The organism is Sphingobacterium corticis (assembly GCF_042684745.1).
GTDB classification, from domain to species: domain Bacteria; phylum Bacteroidota; class Bacteroidia; order Sphingobacteriales; family Sphingobacteriaceae; genus Sphingobacterium; species Sphingobacterium corticis.
In genome coordinates this window covers 902,896-921,037 of record NZ_JBHUMA010000004.1, presented here as the reverse complement: position 1 = coordinate 921,037, position 18,142 = coordinate 902,896, and the positions used below count along the sequence as shown (strand labels likewise).

Below are 18,142 nucleotides of genomic sequence, written 5' to 3'. Positions count from 1 at the left end.
GATATCGCCTGTTAAACAATAGCACTGATTTGTAGTCCAATGTGTAAATGTGGAAAACAATAAGGTAAAATTAAATGGCAAAAGGTTTATCTTCATTAAAGAAATAGCCGCTATTGGCATTTATCAACCATAAGGAGATACGGTACTATGGAAGAAAATTTCGATTTTGGTTCTCCAGAAGAACAGAAGCATTCGGTAGACAGGTACGAAGAAATGCTTCGCAATGAAGACCAGTATTTCTTTGACACAGTCGCATTTGAGGGCATTATTGAATACTACATCGGCAAGAATGATCCAGTGAAGGCATTGCAGGTAGCCGAATTTGCACTCAATCAGCATCCTTTTGAAACAAACTTTTTCATTCGGAAAGCGCAGTTATTGTTAAGCATGCAACAACTTTCGCTTGCATTGGAAGCGTTAGAAAAAGCAGAACTGCTCGAACCATCGGAAGCGGAGATCTATTTAATAAAAGGGGCGGTTTACGCTTCGTTAGGAGATCAAGATGAAGCGGAACTCAACTTTTACCGCGCATTGGATTTAAGCGATAGCAAGGATGACATTTATTTCCAGATTGGACAAATGCATCAATCCAATAACGATCTAACGAAAGCGATTCAATTTTTTAAGAAAACGCTCAGCTTAAATAACGAAAATTCCGACGCGCTTTACGCTATCGCGGAATGTTATGATCGTTTGGATCGTTTGGAGGAGAGCATCGCTTTCTATCACAAATACATTGACAGCGATCCATATTCTTATGTTGCTTGGTACAACTTGGGAAATGCATTACATCATTTAGGCAAATTTGAAGAAGCGATTGACGCTTACGATTACGCCATCTTGATTCAGGAAAACTTTTCTCCGGCATATCTAGACAAAGGCAACGCATTAGTGAACTTGGAGCGATATCGCGAAGCTATCGAGGTATTCAAACATACATTTGAGTTTGAAAGTCCGCGCGCTGAAACATTCTGTGCAATTGGCGAGTGTTATGAAAAGCTCGATAAGATGACCAAAGCGCGGGAATACTACGAAAAGTCGGTAAAATTGGATGCTATGCACGCCGACGCTTGGTTTGGCATCGGCGTCACGCTGGATTCGGAAACGCGCTATTTTGAGTCATTGTACTACTATAAAAAAGCACTTGAAATTGACGACGAAAATCCAGATTATTGGTTTGCAATTGCAGATGCACGCTACAAGTTACATCAAATCGAAGAATCCGAATTCGCATACTCTAAAGTTGTTGAACTTAATCCAACTGACGCAGAAGCATGGCTAGATTATTCATCGCTTTTGTTTGAACAAGGTAAGTTGGATGAAGCCATCGAAGCCATGGCGGAAGGCATCAAATGCAATCCAGATGACGCCTTATTGTATTACCGCACAGTAGCTTATTTAATTGCAAAAGGAAATCTGAACGAAGCCTTGAACTTCTTGGATATCGCCCTAACGAAAGATCCAGACAAAGCGTATGTGATTTTCGAATACTTACCACAATTGCAAGGAAATCAAGTTATTTTGGATTTGATTAAGAAATACACCGGATAGCAAAATATTTAGATGAAGAAACTCGGACTGATTGGATTCCCATTGGGGCATTCATTCTCCAAAAAATATTATGTGCAAAAAATGGCCGAGGAAGCCATTGAAGGAGTCGATTACGACCTTTATCCTATTGAGAATATTACCCATTTTCCCAATTTGTATTTGGATTCGGAAAATGGATTATCCGGCTGCAACGTTACCATTCCGTACAAACAAGCCGTTATCTCTTATTTGGATGAATTATCTGAAGAAGCGCAGTTCATTGGCGCGGTAAACTGTATTACCATCGAAAGAAAAGGTGACGGAAGCTCGTTCTTGAAAGGGTATAACACCGATGCATTTGGCTTCGAACAATCTTTGCTTCCATTGCTAAAACCCACATTACATACACATGCTTTAGTGCTTGGAAACGGCGGCGCTGCAAAGGCCGTATTATTTGTGTTGAAGAAGCTCGGAATACATACGCAATTGGTTAGCAGAATAGCATCCGTTGACGCAATAGCTTACGAGGAAATCACTCCAGAAATAATCGCGAAACACCGATTGATTGTGAATTGCACGCCATTGGGTACATTTCCAAATGTCGACGTTTGCCCGCCTATTCCATATTCTGCGATCACTTCCGATCATTACTTATACGATTTGATCTATAATCCGGATGAGACGTTGTTTCTGAAGAAAGGACACAAACAGGGCGCAGCAACCAAAAATGGATATGAAATGCTGGTGCTTCAAGCTGACAAAAATTGGGCGATTTGGCTCGCGGAAAATAATTCCTATTTTTGAAGATGATAGCAATCCAGTCGCTGACTTACAATCCGTATCAAGAGAACACATATATCGTTTACAATGAGCAGAAAGAATGCATTATTGTAGATCCCGGAATGCATAATACGCAAGAAGAAAAACATTTTTTGCAGTTTATTCAAGATAATGACTTCACGCCTGTCGCTTTGTTAAACACACATTGCCACGTTGATCATGTGCTTGGTAACAAGTTTATTTACGACACCTACGGATTTTTGGCTCAATTTCATGAAGATGAAATACCTGTTTTGCTAGAAGTACAGAATTATGCGCCGCAAATGGGCTTCCATTATACAGCAGCGCCAATTGCAGAAACATTTCTTAAAGACGGCGACTTCATTACCTTCGGCGATGAGCAATTGGAGGTAATATTAGCTCCCGGACATGCTCCAGGACATATTTGTTTCTATTCCGCTTCTCATAACTTTTTGATAGGCGGCGACGTATTGTTCCGAAATAGTATTGGCCGGACAGATCTACCTGGCGGAAATCATCAACAACTTCTAGATAGCATCGCTCAACGCTTGTATACATTACCAGACGAAACCATAGTTTATCCCGGCCACGGACCAAGCACCACGATCGGGTTCGAAAAGAATAGCAATCCTTTTGTAAGAGGTTAAAAACAAATGAAGCTTCCACTGTTCTTTGCCGGGAGATATTTATTCTCCAAAAAATCCGTTAACGCGATCAATATTATCTCTTCGATAAGTGTGATTGGCGTTTTGGTAAGCAGTGCAGCTTTAGTGATTGTGCTTTCTTTCTACAATGGAATGGAGCAATTCATTCTGTCGCAATACAGTGTTTTTTCACCTGATTTACGGATTGATCCCGAAGCTGGAAAAGTATTCGATGCAAACGGAGAAACGTTTAAAAAGATCCGAAAAGATCAAGCTATCAAATCCTACAGCGAAATTCTGGAAGACCGTATCCTCGTTCAATATGGCAATCAGCAATTCGTGGGACGAATAAAGGGCATAGAACAAGAGAGCTTGCATACACAGATTACCGAGGATATGTTGCTATTCGGTGATTACAAGGTGCAAGCAGACAGCGTTAATTATGCGATCATTGGCGCGCAAGTTCAGGCAAATCTTCAGATATCATACAAAGAATTTGATAACTCGATTGCGCTCTACATTCCGAAAAAAACTATTAATCCGCAGCGAAGCAATTTGAATCCAATGGATGAAATCAACGTGCGTCGGATCAACCCAACCGGCGTTCTAAAATTTCAGCCCGGATTTGACGATTTAGTAATCACATCGTTGGATTTCGCAAAGGATTTGTTAAGCGAACCCTCAAAAATTTCAGCAGTAGAATTGTATCTCGAAGATCCAAATGCAGTTAATCAGGTTCAACGAAGGTTGCAAAAAGAATTAGGAGAAGATTTTATCGTAAAAGATCGTCAGCAGCAAAACCCAACACTTTATAAGACGGTCAGTTCGGAGAAATGGATTGTCTTCTTTATTGTCACAATTATTGGCGTTATAGCGATTTTCAATATCATTGGATCACTTACTATGTTGGTGATAGACAAAAAGAAAGATATTCAAATATTGAAAAGCTTCGGTGCGGATGCAAACTTAATTCAGCGGATTTTTTTCTTTGAAGGTGTGCTGATTGCTTTATTGGGTAGCGTGATCGGTATTGGAATTGGGATCACGTTCTGTCTCCTACAAATGCAATATGGAATTGTTAGAACAGGCGGACAAACTTTGTTTGATGCGTATCCGGTAGAAGTGCGTTATATGGACTTTGTATTGATTTTCTTTACCGTTATGCTGACATCCGTTATTATATCGTACGCCGCGTCGAAGGTAAGCATCAAAAAGTTCGGTTCAGTAAATATTCACGAAGAATAAACAAATGACACCTCAATCGCACATTTCGTTTTGCGATTCCTAGATTTTCTACGCAGAAATATTGAACAAATATGATTAGTATTTCAACCGCTGGCGACTGAAATCGCCTCGTTTGATTTGGTTGATTAATTGTCCCCAAGCAAACGGATTTAAAAATGGGGTTGTAGCATTTTGACGCATTCCACGATTGTACATTTGCACATCATTCATACGGTTATTAAAACTACCAATCTCCTCCGCACGTCGTGGCAAAATGTTGGATAGTGCCGCTAAAGCTTCTGGAGACAGATTTCTTCGCGCATTCAATAGCTCATCAGTTCCTTCACCCAACGACAAAAAGGCAGCGGTAAATTCTTCCACACTTGCCCAAGGCAAAGGAGGTCCGACAGTTACAATAGGAAGCTCTTCTACCAAACTTTCCATTTCTACGCTGACACTATATTTATCGCCAGAAACATTCGGGATCGTAATTTCAAATGGCTTGTAGCCAATAGATGAAAACTTAATCAGATCACCTTTGTGCGCTACAAATGTGAAATAACCTTCATGATTTGCGATAAAAAGCTGATCACCAAAGCTAGAATTGATGATGGTTACATAAGGCACTTCTATTTCCGTTCCAGTCGCAGTGATAACGCCCGAAAATTGTACAATTTCTTTTTTTTGCGCGAACGCTTGTTGCACACCAGAAAGCATGCACATAAAAAGGATGATGTAGGAAATACCTCTAGTCATAAGCACAAAAATAAACAAACGCCGAAATAGGCGCTGTTAAAATGTGTTAACCTGAAATTATATCGGATTGACTATAATTGATTGGGTGTGATTGCATTGGGATCATTCATATCCGTCAAGTTAATTGCTTCCACAGATACAATTTCCGGAACCGCCTTTTTAATTGCTTGCTCCAAACCCGCTTTAAACGTCATGATACTCATCGCGCAATTAGCACATGTACCCAACAATTTCAGTTTAACAACGTTATCCGGAGTAATTTCTTCGATGCTAACATTTCCACCATCCGTTTCCAGATATGGACGAATAGTATCTAATGCTTGCTCAACTCTTTCTTGTAATGTCATTTACTCTAAATTATTAAAATACGGGATAAAGGTAATCAATATTATTCAAATCGTTTGGGGTTCGCCTGATATTTAAACACTGCAATGACTAAACAATTATCGGAGTTAAAGAATGTTAAATGCGTGATTCCTAAACGCTTCCTAGCATATATTAAATTACCTTAGTTTCGAAAAATAAATTGATTATTCGTACGGATTAAAGTATCTTTGCAAAATGTTTTCACATAAACGTATTTGGGTTTTCGCTTGTGGATTGGCCGCGGTGTTGAGTTTAGGCGCTTGTAAAAGTCGCTTTGAAAAGTTGCGTGCTAGTAACAATATTCAAAACAAATACTTGGAAGCAGTGAAGTATTATGAGGCTGGAAAGTACACGAAAGCTTCGATTCTGTTTACGGACTTGTTGACGCGTTACCGTGCTAGCGCAGAGGCGGAAGATTTGAACTATTATACGGCATACACATCCTACCGTATGAAAGATTATATTTCTGCGCGTTTTCACTTCAAAAATTTTGCACAGAATTATCCAAACAGCGCTCGTGCCGAAGAATGTCGCTTCATGTCGGCATATTGCTTTTATTTGGATTCCCCGCGTACTAATTTAGATCAGGAAAACACGTACAAAGCGATTGACGAGATGCAGCTTTTCGTGAATCTTTATCCGCAATCGGAACGTACGGAGGAAGCAAATGATTTGATCCAAAAGCTTCGCGATAAATTGGAGAAGAAATCTTTCGACAACGCGAAATTGTATTACAATATGGGGCAGCCTGCAGATTACCGCGCCGCTGTTATCGCTTTTGAAAGTATGTTGCGCGAATTTCCTGACACGAAATATGCGGAAGAAGCAGAATACTTGATCGTAAGATCACAATATATGTTCGCTGAAAATAGCGCTTTCTTCCGTCAGGAAGAACGTTATAATGATGCCATTGATTTCTACCAAAGTTTCGTTCAAAACTACCCGGAAAGCAAATACGTTAAAGAATTAGATGTATTGCGCCGTAGCGCTGAACGCAAAATTCTTCTAGCGGTAAAACAAACGGATCAAATGAATGAAGCTCGAAAGCAACATGAGGAAGAGCTTGGTATTTCGGGTGCTGCAGGAGCGGCAAATGGTACTGCAACCAACGGTGAACAAACACAACAATAACTAGAAAATCTTTTTGAACTATGAGTCATAACCCTACTAACGTCCCTAATTCTACAGTAACGCGCGATTTGCGTGAGTTGGATCACGGCACAGACAATATTTATGAATCTATCGTGATTATGAGCAAACGCGCTAATCAGATTTCGGTAGATATCAAGGAGGAATTGAGCGGTAAATTGGCAGAATTTGCTACAAGCAGCGACAATTTAGAAGAAGTGTTCGAAAATAGAGAGCAAATCGAAATCTCTAAACATTACGAACGTCTTCCTAAGCCGAGCTTAATCGCTGTTGATGATTTCTTACACGATAAAGTTTATTTCAGAAATCCAGCTAAGGAGCAGGATTAATCATCCATGTCCTTGCTAAGCAAGCATATTATTTTGGGCGTATGCGGCAGTATTGCCGCATACAAATCAGCCCTACTCATCCGCTTACTCGTACAGGCAGGAGCTAAGGTTCAAGTCATTATGACGCCTGACTCGACCGAGTTTATTACACCCCTTACCCTTTCTACGCTATCAAAACAACCAGTTCTCGTCGATTACTTCGACAAGAAAACAGGAAGTTGGAACAACCATGTTCAACTGGGATTGGATGCGGATTTCATGGTTATTGCTCCCGCATCTGCTAATACCTTGGCTAAGTTGGCCAATGGTCTTTGCGACAACCTACTTACAGCTACTTATCTTTCTGCAAAATGTCCGGTTTACATTGCTCCGGCAATGGATTTGGATATGTGGAAACATCCATCGACACAACGTAACATCGATCTATTAAAATCGTATGGAAACAGCATTATCCCTCCGGGAAATGGCGAATTGGCGAGCGGTTTATCGGGTGAAGGGAGATTAGCGGAACCAGAAGAAATCGTCGCGTATTTGTTAGATAAGTGGAATGGCGCGAGCGAAGCGAAACCGTTAATCGGTAAAAAAGCTTTAGTAACGGCTGGCCCAACCTATGAAGCGATTGATCCTGTTCGATTTATTGGGAACCATTCGAGCGGAAAAATGGGTTATGCGATAGCGAATCGCCTACATAAACTTGGTGCAGAGGTTACTTTAGTTTCAGGCCCTTCGCACGAAACAGTCCCGAATGGAGTTACTATCGTTCGAGTTACATCAGCAGAAGAAATGCTAAACGCTTGTTTATCGTCATTTTCCGAAAGTGATATCGCCGTCATGAGCGCAGCAGTTGCAGATTACACGCCCGCAGAATATGCCGACCAAAAGATCAAAAAGAATGATGATGCGTTGAGTATTTCCTTAAAACGCACGACAGACATTTTAGCAACTTTAGGTCAGCAGAAAAAAGTACACCAAACACTTGTTGGATTCGCGTTGGAAACGAACAATGAATTGGAAAACGCGCAAAGTAAATTACAGCGCAAGAATTTGGATTTTATCGTTTTAAATTCCATGAAAGATGCTGGCGCTGGTTTTTCAACAAATACCAACCTGATTACGATTATTCACCGAAATGGTGAAACGCAACATTTTGACTTAAAAAGTAAAGATGAGGTAGCAAAAGACATTTGTCAGCAAATCCTGCTACATCAGGAGTCTTTGTAAACCGAGTGGATTAACCACTTTGTATCAATTTCAATATTGACTGCGTCGTCGTACATCCTAGCAGAGACGAGATAGCGCCTTGTCAATCCAAAGAGCTTCTTTGCGATCCCGAGGAGCGAGTGGTGCAGCAATCTCACGACTTCTCAATTCAACGACTTACAACTTAACACATTCACAACTCAACAACTTTACCTCCTAACAAAGAAACCTTACAAATTAGCGATCCGTAATTCCTTCGGATAATAGTTGTTAATACGATTTGGCAATGCTTTTACCCAACCTAAATTGATGCCTTCGTAACGCACCAATAACCAACCCGTTTTACCAGAATTATTAACCGCTGCGTCCAAATTGTCTTTTCGCAAATACTGCAAAGCGCTTTCTAAATCAACGTCGATTGCAGGAATATCTTTACGCACGTGCATGCTCAGCGCAAGATCATGCGATGGAATCAATTCACGACCAGTCCATTTGCCGACGGCAGTTCCTGCATTTTTTAGATATAAAACTCTTTGCAAAGCTTCCAACTCCAACGCGTATGCTTTCGGGAAGGCGTGCAGCTGATCTTGATGCAGAAAGGCATACAATCCTTCATCATTGATCCATTTCTGCAACTCGTCTTTCGGCGCAGCATTCTTTTCCGTCTTAATTCTTTTTCGATTGAAACTGGATTGATCTGCCTTCTTTTGAAGGATGGCAAAGAAAAATCCTTCACCTTTTATTTCATGCGGATAAAACCGAAATGTTTGTGCATTTGATTTTGGCGTTTGGCTGCGAGTGATTTTCCATTCAGCTCGAACATCCAAATCAATGCCCTTCATGTCAAACTCTTCAGACAGCCAATCCACGATTTCTTCATTTTCTTCTCGGGAATAAGAGCAAGTGGAGTAAAACAGATAGCCGTCCGTTTTTAAAGCCTCAATAGAATCTGCCAGTATCCGCTTTTGTCTTTCCGCGCAAAGCTTCACATTGGCTTCCGACCATTCGTCGATCGCATCGTGATCTTTCCGAAACATGCCCGATCCAGAACAAGGCGCATCGACCACCATCAAATCAAAAAATCCAGGCAAACGACCAAAAGAAACGGGATCATTATTTGTTACTACAACATTCGCTCCGCCCCATTTCATCATGTTTTCTGCCAAGATATTTGCTCGCGATTTGATGATTTCATTGGACACCAACAAAGAATCGTCGGAAAGATAGGATTGTAGCAACGTGGACTTTCCGCCTGGCGCTGCGCACATATCTAAAGCGATTAGTGCTTTCTTATCAAGCTGTAACTGCTGAATCGCATAAGCCAAAAACATCGAACTCGCTTCCTGCGAATAATACGCTCCTGCGTGGTAAAGCGGATCCAAGGTATAAACTGGACGTTTTTTCAGAAAATATCCTCGATCGCACCACGGAATTGATTCGGCTTGCGGAAATAGGGCTTGTGGATTTTTAAGTTTTGCCGGATTAATTCGAACTGAAGAAATCTTTTGTTCTTGCTCGTGAACCTGCAAGAAGGCTTGCATATTAAACTCAGGCTCTTTGTTCAGACGCTCGATTAATGCGTTGGGCAGAAAGTTGCTCATACATCAAAGTTAGGGTAAAAAAATGCAAATCGTAAATATTGGATTATCTTTGAAAGATGAAGGATTTCAAGAAATATTATATTGTTGCCGCTACGCCGGATGAAGTTTATCTAGCGCTTACAACGGAAACTACGATTCGCTTGTGGACGGGAGATTTCGTACAAATCGATCCAAAACCCGAAGGCGAATTTTCCTTTTGGGACGGTGCGATCACAGGCAAGTTTATCAGTTTAGATCCCGGCCAAAAAATTGTGCAAGAATGGTATTTTGGGGAACAAGAACAACCTTCTATCGTCACAATGAAATTGCATGCGCATAAAAAAGGAACATCTTTCGAAGTGCAACACGTGAATATTCCCGAGGAAGCTTATGATGAGATCGTCGAAGGTTGGAATGATGTATATATGCAAAGCCTGATTGAATTTTACGACGATGAGGATGCTATTTAGCGTCGTTTAAGGTTTCATAGATCGCATCTTGAATTCTGCTTCGAATATTCAAATCATATAGCTTGTTAGATACATCAGGGTAGACGCGATTTGACAGGAAGATGTAAACAAGTTGATGCTTCGGATCGATCCAAAGGCATGTTCCAGTGAAACCCGTGTGCCCGTAAACTGATTCGTTGGCAAAACGCGATGGATAAGCTTTGCTAGCATCCAAATCATACCGATCGAAGCCCAAACCGCGACGACTGCTTTTCGATTGTCGAGAAGTGAACAAATCGACCGTCGCCGGATTAAAATAGCGCACTCCGCCATATGTTCCGCGATTTAATAACATTTGCCCGTAAATCGCTAGATCAGTCGCGGAAGCGAATAATCCGGCATGGCCGGCAACGCCGTTGGCCATCGCAGCACCTTGATCGTGCACAAATCCTTGGATCAATTCCTTCCGAAAAACGGTATCGTTTTCTGTCGGTACTATTTTGGTTTTCGGAAAGCGTTTCCTAGGATTGTAACCAATGGTTTGCATACCAATTCGCTTGTAAAGCCAATCCTCCAAATACACATCAATCGGTTTTCCAGTTACTGTTTCCGCCACTTCCTTCATCGCATACATGCTGATATCCGAATACACATATTGTCCCGCGTTACGAATTGGCGACGCCAACATACGCGGCCACATAATATTTTCGTAGTAACCGTTCTTCAAAAATGCCTGATCAGCCAGTTGAACTTGATGTGTGGATGATCGAGTGCGCGAAATATCCCCAGTTTTCAAAGCTCGATAAAAAGGAATATATGGTTCGAATCCGCCTTCGTGCAGTAACACTGTTCTCAAAGTTGTTTTTGCCTTGTTTGTGTTTTTCGCTGCCGGAAGATAGAACCCCAACGTACTATCCAATTGGATTTTATGTTGTTCATACAAATGCATGATCAACGGTGTCGTCGCAGAAATTTTGGAAACCGAAGCGAGATCGAAAATATCATCCTTATCGGTTCTTTCTTTGTTATCGTAGGTATGAAAACCATATGATTTTTCCAGCAGCACGCGCCCACTTTTCACCACCATAACCACTAATCCGGGTGTAGCGTGCTCATTAATCGCCTCATTGGCAACAGCATCAATTTTCCGCGTCATTTTACTGATATCCAACCCGATCGGTTGCTCATTTCCATCCGCATATTGCAATCGCGTTTGCGAACGTTTATTGGATCCTTGCGTAATGGCCATTCCGCCAAAAACCGACATCGCTAAATCTCGTTGTGCAATCGAATTGGTGTTTTGGTTCTTCAGGTAAATCATGTTGGATGTCAATCCTGCCGAAAAGCCAAATCGCGAATCGCCCAATTCACAAAAGATCACTTTTTTACCTTTCGATGCAGCATTTCGCATTCGCTCCCAAAAATCCGCTTTAAATTCTGCGCGTTCACCAATGATAATCAAAACGTTAGTATTTGAAATGCCTTTTCGATAATTGGACAAATCATACGACGACACAGGCGCATAGCGCGAAATCTGTTCCTGGAAAGCAGCATATTTTTTTTGTGAGGTACTAATCAGAGCTATTTTTGCATCCCCCAAATCGGCAATCGGCAAAAAATTATCCTTGTCAGCAATCAACTCCGTTCGATTAACGAAATATGCAGAAGATTGCGCCATAACGGATTGGGCATAAGCAAATAGTGCGCAAAGGATTAAAAATTTTGTCTTCATAGCTAAATCGATTTGAATAATTTTCGTGGCTTACTCGACTGATGCAACAACAAGATAAGCATATTGTGTGGCTTTCTGCACATTGCATATCAGGTCGTTTTTGGCTAAATTTGATGTAATGCCTGAATCCATTGAAAATAAAACGGTCTTTTCCTTACTCGAGGTTTCTCGTAGTATACAGAAGACAATTAGCGAGCGCTATCAAAGTTTGTATTGGATCAAGGCCGAGATCAACAAGCTTAACCATTATACCCATTCCGGACATTGTTATCCCGAACTCGTTGAAAAGCAAAACGGCAAAATTGTTGCGGAAATGCGTTCTATTTTATGGAAAAGCGATTTCAACCGAATCAATAAGCAATTCATAGAACTCCTTCAGGAACCGTTGCGCGATGGAATTACGGTACTTTTTCAAGCTGGAGTTTCCTACGATCCGATGTATGGATTCAGTTTACGCATTGTAGACATTGATCCGGCGTTCGTTTTGGGCGAATTGGAAAAAGAGAAAAAAGAAAGTATTCGAAAATTGCACGACGAGGGCATTTTCTACCAAAATAAGCAATTGCCTATAGCGCGCTTGCCCAAACGATTAGCCATTATCTCCGTAGAAACCAGCAAGGGCTTGTCGGATTTCTATCAAATAATCCAAAGAAATCCGTGGGGTTATCGTTTGGAAACCACCTTGTTTCCAGCGCTTTTACAGGGCGACAAATCTATTGCTTCGATCATTCGGCAGCTGGCAAACATTGCGGAACGTGCAGATGGTTACGATGCTGTTGCGATTATCCGTGGCGGTGGAGGAGAAGTTGGGCTTTCCAGTTACAACAATTATCAATTGGCGAAGGCGATTTGCATTTTTCCACTGCCTGTTCTAACCGGAATCGGGCATTCGACCAATGAAACCGTTTCCGAATTGGTGTCGTTTAAAAATGCGATCACGCCGAGCGAACTGGCGGATTTTCTATTGCAACGTTTTCACGATTTTGCCGTTCCGGTAGATCGCCTTCAAGAACGATTGGTCAAAGCGGCACAACACCATTTTGATCGAGAAAATCAGAAACTGCAACAATTCGGACAGCTTTTAAGTTGGAAAAGTGAAGGCTATTTACAACGTTATCAGCAACTGCTGACTGACTTCCAACAGCGCGTGCAACGATCTAGCCATCAGGTTATCAACCACCAAAAAATAACGTTGCAACATTTGGAAAAACTAGTGCAACTTTCCGATCCGAAGCATTTATTACAGCGTGGGTTTAGCATCACGCGCATTAATGGGAAAGCTATAAAAGGAACAGCTGCACTTAAAATTGGCGATATCATACAAACGGAGCTATTGGATGGTGGCATAAGTAGCACCATAAACGACATAACAGATGGAAAATAATTATACCTACGAAGATGCCTTCGCGGAGCTACAGCGGATCGTTTCCGACATGGAATCGGGCGAAATTGATATTGATACCTTATCCGAAAAAATAAAACGCGCTTCGGAATTGATCAATATTTGTAAAGCAAAACTTACGCATACAGAAGCAGAAGTACAAATACTGCTTGCAAACTTAAGTTCCGAACAGCCAAGTGATTCCGACGAGGAACCAACTGCCGATTTTGAGGACGACGAACAAGAAGACGACGACGAGTAAAAGCAAAAATTAGGGAGTTTTTGCGTAATTTTGCAACCTATGCAAAAGAAGTCCACATACGACGCACAATCCCATATTTTAATCAAAGGCGCTCGGGTTAACAACCTGAAAAACATTGATGTTGATATTCCAAAAAACAAGCTGGTAGTGATTACTGGCATGTCGGGTTCGGGAAAATCATCGTTGGCATTTGATACATTGTATGCCGAAGGGCAGCGTCGTTACGTAGAAAGTTTGTCGTCGTACGCTCGACAGTTTATGGGGCGGATGAACAAACCGGAGGTGGATTACATCAAAGGCATCGCGCCAGCGATCGCCATTGAGCAAAAAGTAATCACCAGCAATCCACGTTCTACGGTAGGAACTTCTACAGAAATTTATGATTACTTAAAGTTGCTTTTCGCTCGGATCGGAAGGACTTATTCGCCCGTTTCTGGCAAGGAAGTAACAAAAGATTCGGTGTCTTCCATTGTTTCGGACTTAACGCAACATCCTCAAGATAGCACGTTTACGATCTTCTGTCCACTCATTCCGTTAAATGGTAGAAAACTGAAAGAAGAACTTTCTTTGCTTTTGCAGAAAGGCTTTGTGCGCGTTTACTACAAAGAAGAAATGCAAAAAATCGAAGCGATGTTGGAAGACAGCAGCATAAAAAATGCTTCGTTTAGCGCGGAAGATGTGGAAATCGTGATCGATCGCATTCGATGGGATGGGGAAGAGGACACGATCAACAGAATGGCGGATTCCATACAGACTGCTTTCTTCGAAGGAAAGGGGAGCTGTTCGGTAGATATCGACGGTTCACGTGAAACATATTCTGACAAGTTCGAATTGGATGGCATCACATTCGAAGAACCTTCTCCCAATTTTTTCAGTTTCAATAATCCGTATGGCGCTTGCAAACGCTGTGAAGGTTATGGAAAAGTAATTGGAATCGATCCGGACTTGGTCGTTCCCGATAAAAGTAAATCGGTTTACGATGGAGCTATTGCACCTTGGCGTGGAGAAAAAATGGGCACTTGGCTAGATAAATTAGTCAAGACAGCTATCAAGTTTGATTTTCCCATTCATCGTTCCTATAATGAGCTAACGAAAGCACAACAGCAGCTTTTGTGGACGGGAAATAAATATTTTCAAGGATTGAATGATTTCTTCAAGGAATTAGAAGAGCAAACCTATAAAATTCAATATCGCGTGATGCTATCGCGTTACCGCGGAAAAACAGATTGTCCGGAATGTCATGGTTCTCGGTTGCGCAAAGATGCTACTTATGTAAAAATCAACGGCGCATCCATTACCGATATCGTATTGTTGCCGATTGATGAAGCTTTGGCTTTCTTCAACGGGTTAACATTGACTGAACAAGAACAAAAAATTGCAAAACGTTTGTTGGCAGAAATTAGCAATCGCGTGCAATTCCTCTGCGACGTCGGTTTACGATATTTAACGCTTAATCGCTTAAGCAATACATTATCCGGAGGAGAATCACAACGGATTAATTTGGCTACTTCTTTAGGCAGTTCCTTAGTTGGTTCGATCTACGTGCTGGATGAGCCGAGCATTGGTTTACATCCGCGTGATACGCAACGATTAATTGGTGTATTGAAATCGCTTCGCGATGTCGGCAATACGGTCATCGTTGTAGAACATGAGCAGGAGATGATGGAAGCGGCTGATTACCTTATTGACATTGGTCCGGAAGCCGGAATTAATGGTGGTGAATTGGTTTTTGCAGGAAACTACGAGCAGATCATACAAGACAAAAACAGCTTAACCGGGAAATATTTAGGTGGAACGATGGGAATTTCTGTTCCCAAATCGCGCCGAAAATGGTCCGATTCTATTCGCGTTTTGGGTGCTCGCGAAAATAACTTACGGGGCATTCAAGTGGATTTTCCATTAAACGTATTTACGGTGGTAACTGGAGTTTCCGGTTCCGGAAAAACATCGCTAGTAAAACGCATTTTATATCCAGCGCTTCAAAAAGTTTTAGGGAATTATACGGGAGAACAAACGGGTTTATTCGATGGCATCGAAGGTAGTACCGACCGCATCGAACAAGTGGAAATGGTCGATCAAAATCCGATCGGACGTTCTTCGCGCTCCAATCCAGTTACTTATGTGAAAGCTTGGGACGAAATTCGGGCACTTTATGCCAATTTACCTGCTGCGAAAGCGGGCGGATTGAAACCGGCAGCATTCTCTTTTAACGTGGAAGGCGGGCGTTGCGATGTTTGTCAGGGCGACGGCGAAGTAAAGATCGAGATGCAATTTATGGCAGATATCGTATTGCCGTGTGAAGCTTGTGGCGGAAAGCGCTTCAAGCAACATGTGCTGGATGTGCGCTATAAAGAGAAAGACGTTTCCGAAATTCTCGACTTGAGCATTGATGAAGCATTGGTGTTCTTTGCCGATCAGCCGAAGATTTTGGCGAAGCTACAACCTTTGCAGGATGTTGGTTTGGGTTATGTGAAATTGGGGCAGTCTTCAAGCACGTTATCGGGAGGTGAAGCGCAGCGTATCAAACTGGCATCCTTCCTGATTAAAGGAAGCAATCAGAAAAAAACGATGTTCATCTTTGATGAGCCGACCACAGGATTGCATTTTCATGATATCCAGAAGCTTTTGAAATCATTTGATGCATTGATCGCGTTGGGCAATACGATCTTGGTGATCGAACACAATATGGATATGATCAAATCGGCAGATTGGGTGATTGATATTGGTCCGGAAGGCGGACAACTCGGTGGACAATTGGTCTTCGCAGGAACGCCGGAGAAGTTGGCAGAATGTAAAGAATCGTACACAGGACAGTTTCTAAAAGACCATTTGCCAAAGGCATAAACGTCTATAGCCGTTTAGAGCAATAAATTTTTTGTAAATTTGTTTACATTATAGATCAGGCACGCAGATATGCTTTCGAAGAAAACTAAATATGCCATCAAGGCACTCATGCTTTTGGGAAGAAATTACGGGAAAGATCCGATGCAAATCATCAAGATTGCAGAGGAAGAACGCATCCCAAAAAAATTCTTAGAGCAAATCTTGTTGGAGATGCGAAATGCAGGTATGTTGTACTCCAAGAAAGGTGCAGGCGGCGGTTATAGTTTAAATAAAGCGCCCGAGGATATTTACCTTTCTCAGGTAATGCGACTGATCGATGGTCCAATCGCTTTGTTGCCTTGCGTGAGTTTGAACTTCTATCGTTCTTGCGAAGAATGTTTAGAAGAGCGCGTTTGTGGTATTCGCGATACATTTATGGATGTGCGAAATGCCATGCTACAAATCTTAAATGATACGAGTATCGCTGCTTTAATCAATAAAGAGAAAGAGTTGGACTTAGATACGCCTGACGAAATCGTACCTAAAGAGCAAAAGTAATTAGCGAAGCGTTTACCGATTTATAGTTCTTGCATCAACTGCTCGAATGCCATTCCTCGCGAACCTTTTAGTAAAATAAAACAATCTTTAAGTTTTTGCGAAGCTAAAAAAGCTTTAGCTTCCGATGTGCTGGCAAAAAAATAATTCGCTTCAGCTCCCTCAACAGCAATATCTTTCTGCTGATAAAACGCTTTCCCGACGAACAGACGTACTGGTGCATCTATTTGTGAAGCACGCTGAATCAACTTTTGATGCTCTGTAGCACTTTCGTCGCCCATTTCAAACATATCTCCCAAAATCAGCACCTTACGTTCGGCCGTAACCACTTCCATATTATCCAATGCAGCCGCCATACTGCTCGCGTTCGCATTATAGAAGTCGGCAATAACTGTATTGTTTTCCGTTTTGGCAACCTGCGAACGATTATTTTGTGGTTGATAAGCTTCTAAACCGCTATTGATTTGTTCCGGCGATAAGCCTAATGTCAAACCGATAGCAACCGCAGCAAGTATGTTTTCCGTGTTATACGATCCGGTAAGTTGCGTTTTTATTGCAGAGTAAGTTCCTCGATTCACGCGCCACTCAATTTGTAAATAGGGATCAGCCGCAATTAATTGTCCATTGACATCACAATCTTCCGAGAATCCGTAACGCAAAACTTGTTGGAAGTTTTTGCCTTTGGTCATGCCGACCAAATGTGGATTATCTGATTGGATGAATAATGTCCCATCATGCTCAGCCAAGTAGGTGTACAATTCGCCTTTGGCTGTTTTTACACCTTCGAACGATCCGAAACCTTCCAAATGTGCTTTGCCTACGTTGGTAATCAACCCTAAAGTTGGTTGCGCCAAACCACTCAACATGGCAATTTCACCAACATGATTTGCTCCCATTTCAATAATCGCCACTTCCACCGAAGAATCTATGCTCAGCAGCGTGAGCGGCACGCCGATGTGATTATTTAGGTTGCCTTTAGTAGCTAATGTTTGGTATTTCTGAGAAAGAACAGCATAAATCAATTCCTTCGTCGTCGTTTTACCATTCGTTCCCGTTATGCCGATTACCGGAATATGCAGTTGCTGACGGTGGTGCTTCGCCAATTCTTGCAACGCAGTCAATACATCTTCCACCAAAATATACTTCTCGCTTACTTCGGCATATTCCTTTTCGTCGATCACGACATATGCCGCGCCGGCTTCCAAAGCTTGCTTCGCGAATGCATTTCCATTAAAATTTGCGCCTTTCAATGCAAAGAAAATACTGTTGGGAGCAATGTTGCGTGTATCCGTACTGATTTTCGGAAATTGCTGAAAAATGGAATAAAGTTTTTCGATTTGCATGTTCGGCATTTGTTTGAA

General features: G+C 41.7%; 17 protein-coding genes. 12 read left to right on the top strand and 5 right to left on the bottom strand.

Annotated elements, in window-relative coordinates; genetic code table 11:
* The first annotated feature begins 147 nt into the window (after nucleotides 1-147).
* The 4 genes from ACFSQ3_RS05320 to ACFSQ3_RS05305 are packed head-to-tail and all read left to right on the top strand — an operon-like array spanning nucleotide 148 to nucleotide 4,220.
* Complete coding sequence (locus tag ACFSQ3_RS05320; protein WP_380868197.1) at nucleotides 148-1,551, top strand: tetratricopeptide repeat protein; 1,404 nt, start codon at nucleotides 148-150, stop codon at nucleotides 1,549-1,551.
* 12 nt (nucleotides 1,552-1,563) lie between these two features.
* Nucleotides 1,564-2,334, top strand: a complete 771-nt coding sequence (locus tag ACFSQ3_RS05315) for a shikimate dehydrogenase family protein (protein ID WP_380868195.1) — start codon at nucleotides 1,564-1,566, stop codon at nucleotides 2,332-2,334.
* A 2-nt stretch (nucleotides 2,335-2,336) separates the two neighbouring features.
* Nucleotides 2,337-2,978 (top strand): MBL fold metallo-hydrolase, encoded by a 642-nt coding sequence (locus ACFSQ3_RS05310; RefSeq protein WP_380868193.1) that lies wholly within the window; start codon nucleotides 2,337-2,339, stop codon nucleotides 2,976-2,978.
* Between the two features lie 6 nt (nucleotides 2,979-2,984).
* Complete coding sequence (locus ACFSQ3_RS05305) at nucleotides 2,985-4,220, top strand: FtsX-like permease family protein (RefSeq protein ID WP_380868191.1); 1,236 nt, start codon at nucleotides 2,985-2,987, stop codon at nucleotides 4,218-4,220.
* Nucleotides 4,221-4,295: 75 nt separating this feature from the next.
* Here the strand turns inward: ACFSQ3_RS05305 and ACFSQ3_RS05300 are convergent, their stop codons facing one another.
* Both ACFSQ3_RS05300 and ACFSQ3_RS05295 read right to left on the bottom strand, forming a co-directional pair.
* Entirely contained in the window at nucleotides 4,296-4,955 is a 660-nt protein-coding gene (locus tag ACFSQ3_RS05300; RefSeq protein ID WP_380868190.1) for a hypothetical protein, read from the bottom strand.
* Between the two features lie 71 nt (nucleotides 4,956-5,026).
* Nucleotides 5,027-5,302, bottom strand: a complete 276-nt coding sequence (locus ACFSQ3_RS05295) for a NifU family protein (protein ID WP_380868188.1) — start codon at nucleotides 5,300-5,302, stop codon at nucleotides 5,027-5,029.
* A 214-nt stretch (nucleotides 5,303-5,516) separates the two neighbouring features.
* Between ACFSQ3_RS05295 and ACFSQ3_RS05290 the strand changes: the two genes are divergently transcribed.
* Genes ACFSQ3_RS05290 through coaBC form a run of 3 tightly spaced genes read left to right on the top strand, consistent with a single transcriptional unit; the run spans nucleotide 5,517 to nucleotide 8,020 of the window.
* Nucleotides 5,517-6,452, top strand: coding sequence for an outer membrane protein assembly factor BamD (locus ACFSQ3_RS05290; protein ID WP_380868186.1), 936 nt, complete (start codon nucleotides 5,517-5,519; stop codon nucleotides 6,450-6,452).
* Between the two features lie 20 nt (nucleotides 6,453-6,472).
* Nucleotides 6,473-6,799, top strand: a complete 327-nt coding sequence (locus tag ACFSQ3_RS05285) for a DNA-directed RNA polymerase subunit omega (protein ID WP_380868185.1) — start codon at nucleotides 6,473-6,475, stop codon at nucleotides 6,797-6,799.
* 6 nt (nucleotides 6,800-6,805) lie between these two features.
* Nucleotides 6,806-8,020, top strand: a complete 1,215-nt coding sequence (gene coaBC / locus ACFSQ3_RS05280; RefSeq protein WP_380868183.1) for a bifunctional phosphopantothenoylcysteine decarboxylase/phosphopantothenate--cysteine ligase CoaBC — start codon at nucleotides 6,806-6,808, stop codon at nucleotides 8,018-8,020.
* A 209-nt stretch (nucleotides 8,021-8,229) separates the two neighbouring features.
* Here the strand turns inward: coaBC and ACFSQ3_RS05275 are convergent, their stop codons facing one another.
* Nucleotides 8,230-9,600: a methyltransferase RsmF C-terminal domain-like protein gene (locus ACFSQ3_RS05275; protein WP_380868181.1), complete on the bottom strand. Its 1,371-nt coding sequence runs from the start codon at nucleotides 9,598-9,600 to the stop codon at nucleotides 8,230-8,232.
* A gap of 56 nt (nucleotides 9,601-9,656) precedes the next feature.
* Between ACFSQ3_RS05275 and ACFSQ3_RS05270 the strand changes: the two genes are divergently transcribed.
* Nucleotides 9,657-10,049 (top strand): SRPBCC domain-containing protein, encoded by a 393-nt coding sequence (locus tag ACFSQ3_RS05270; RefSeq protein WP_380868179.1) that lies wholly within the window; start codon nucleotides 9,657-9,659, stop codon nucleotides 10,047-10,049.
* Here ACFSQ3_RS05270 and ACFSQ3_RS05265 read toward each other — a convergent pair.
* Nucleotides 10,042-11,760, bottom strand: coding sequence for a serine hydrolase domain-containing protein (locus tag ACFSQ3_RS05265; protein WP_380868177.1), 1,719 nt, complete (start codon nucleotides 11,758-11,760; stop codon nucleotides 10,042-10,044). The two genes, ACFSQ3_RS05270 and ACFSQ3_RS05265, sit on opposite strands and share 8 nt — an antisense overlap.
* Before the next feature lie 118 nt (nucleotides 11,761-11,878).
* Here ACFSQ3_RS05265 and xseA point away from each other — a divergent pair, with 118 nt between their 5' ends.
* From xseA to ACFSQ3_RS05245, 4 genes are all read left to right on the top strand, one after another.
* Nucleotides 11,879-13,144 (top strand): exodeoxyribonuclease VII large subunit, encoded by a 1,266-nt coding sequence (xseA, locus tag ACFSQ3_RS05260; protein ID WP_380868175.1) that lies wholly within the window; start codon nucleotides 11,879-11,881, stop codon nucleotides 13,142-13,144.
* Nucleotides 13,134-13,403, top strand: a complete 270-nt coding sequence (xseB, locus tag ACFSQ3_RS05255) for an exodeoxyribonuclease VII small subunit (protein ID WP_380868173.1) — start codon at nucleotides 13,134-13,136, stop codon at nucleotides 13,401-13,403. The genes xseA and xseB overlap by 11 nt, the downstream gene beginning before the upstream one ends.
* 39 nt (nucleotides 13,404-13,442) lie before the next feature.
* Nucleotides 13,443-16,247, top strand: coding sequence for an excinuclease ABC subunit UvrA (uvrA, locus tag ACFSQ3_RS05250; protein WP_380868171.1), 2,805 nt, complete (start codon nucleotides 13,443-13,445; stop codon nucleotides 16,245-16,247).
* A 69-nt stretch (nucleotides 16,248-16,316) separates the two neighbouring features.
* Nucleotides 16,317-16,784, top strand: coding sequence for an RrF2 family transcriptional regulator (locus tag ACFSQ3_RS05245; RefSeq protein ID WP_380868170.1), 468 nt, complete (start codon nucleotides 16,317-16,319; stop codon nucleotides 16,782-16,784).
* A 20-nt stretch (nucleotides 16,785-16,804) separates the two neighbouring features.
* Here ACFSQ3_RS05245 and ACFSQ3_RS05240 read toward each other — a convergent pair whose 3' ends face one another.
* Nucleotides 16,805-18,124, bottom strand: a complete 1,320-nt coding sequence (locus ACFSQ3_RS05240) for a UDP-N-acetylmuramoyl-tripeptide--D-alanyl-D-alanine ligase (RefSeq protein ID WP_380868168.1) — start codon at nucleotides 18,122-18,124, stop codon at nucleotides 16,805-16,807.
* Nucleotides 18,125-18,142 lie beyond the last annotated feature (18 nt).

Excerpts from the sequence above, each read along its gene's own strand:
- ACFSQ3_RS05320 (WP_380868197.1), top strand. The coding sequence starts at position 148 with ATGGAAGAAAATTTCGATTTTGGTTCTCCAGAAGAACAGAAGCATTCG.
- ACFSQ3_RS05315 (WP_380868195.1), top strand. The coding sequence starts at position 1,564 with ATGAAGAAACTCGGACTGATTGGATTCCCATTGGGGCATTCATTCTCC.
- ACFSQ3_RS05270 (WP_380868179.1), top strand. The coding sequence starts at position 9,657 with ATGAAGGATTTCAAGAAATATTATATTGTTGCCGCTACGCCGGATGAA.
- xseB (WP_380868173.1), top strand. The coding sequence starts at position 13,134 with ATGGAAAATAATTATACCTACGAAGATGCCTTCGCGGAGCTACAGCGG.
- ACFSQ3_RS05240 (WP_380868168.1), bottom strand. The coding sequence starts at position 18,124 with ATGCAAATCGAAAAACTTTATTCCATTTTTCAGCAATTTCCGAAAATC.
- uvrA (WP_380868171.1), top strand. The coding sequence starts at position 13,443 with ATGCAAAAGAAGTCCACATACGACGCACAATCCCATATTTTAATCAAA.
- ACFSQ3_RS05310 (WP_380868193.1), top strand. The coding sequence starts at position 2,337 with ATGATAGCAATCCAGTCGCTGACTTACAATCCGTATCAAGAGAACACA.
- ACFSQ3_RS05300 (WP_380868190.1), bottom strand. The coding sequence starts at position 4,955 with ATGACTAGAGGTATTTCCTACATCATCCTTTTTATGTGCATGCTTTCT.
- ACFSQ3_RS05285 (WP_380868185.1), top strand. The coding sequence starts at position 6,473 with ATGAGTCATAACCCTACTAACGTCCCTAATTCTACAGTAACGCGCGAT.
- ACFSQ3_RS05275 (WP_380868181.1), bottom strand. The coding sequence starts at position 9,600 with ATGAGCAACTTTCTGCCCAACGCATTAATCGAGCGTCTGAACAAAGAG.
- xseA (WP_380868175.1), top strand. The coding sequence starts at position 11,879 with ATGCCTGAATCCATTGAAAATAAAACGGTCTTTTCCTTACTCGAGGTT.
- ACFSQ3_RS05295 (WP_380868188.1), bottom strand. The coding sequence starts at position 5,302 with ATGACATTACAAGAAAGAGTTGAGCAAGCATTAGATACTATTCGTCCA.
- ACFSQ3_RS05245 (WP_380868170.1), top strand. The coding sequence starts at position 16,317 with ATGCTTTCGAAGAAAACTAAATATGCCATCAAGGCACTCATGCTTTTG.
- ACFSQ3_RS05305 (WP_380868191.1), top strand. The coding sequence starts at position 2,985 with ATGAAGCTTCCACTGTTCTTTGCCGGGAGATATTTATTCTCCAAAAAA.
- ACFSQ3_RS05265 (WP_380868177.1), bottom strand. The coding sequence starts at position 11,760 with ATGAAGACAAAATTTTTAATCCTTTGCGCACTATTTGCTTATGCCCAA.
- ACFSQ3_RS05290 (WP_380868186.1), top strand. The coding sequence starts at position 5,517 with ATGTTTTCACATAAACGTATTTGGGTTTTCGCTTGTGGATTGGCCGCG.
- coaBC (WP_380868183.1), top strand. The coding sequence starts at position 6,806 with ATGTCCTTGCTAAGCAAGCATATTATTTTGGGCGTATGCGGCAGTATT.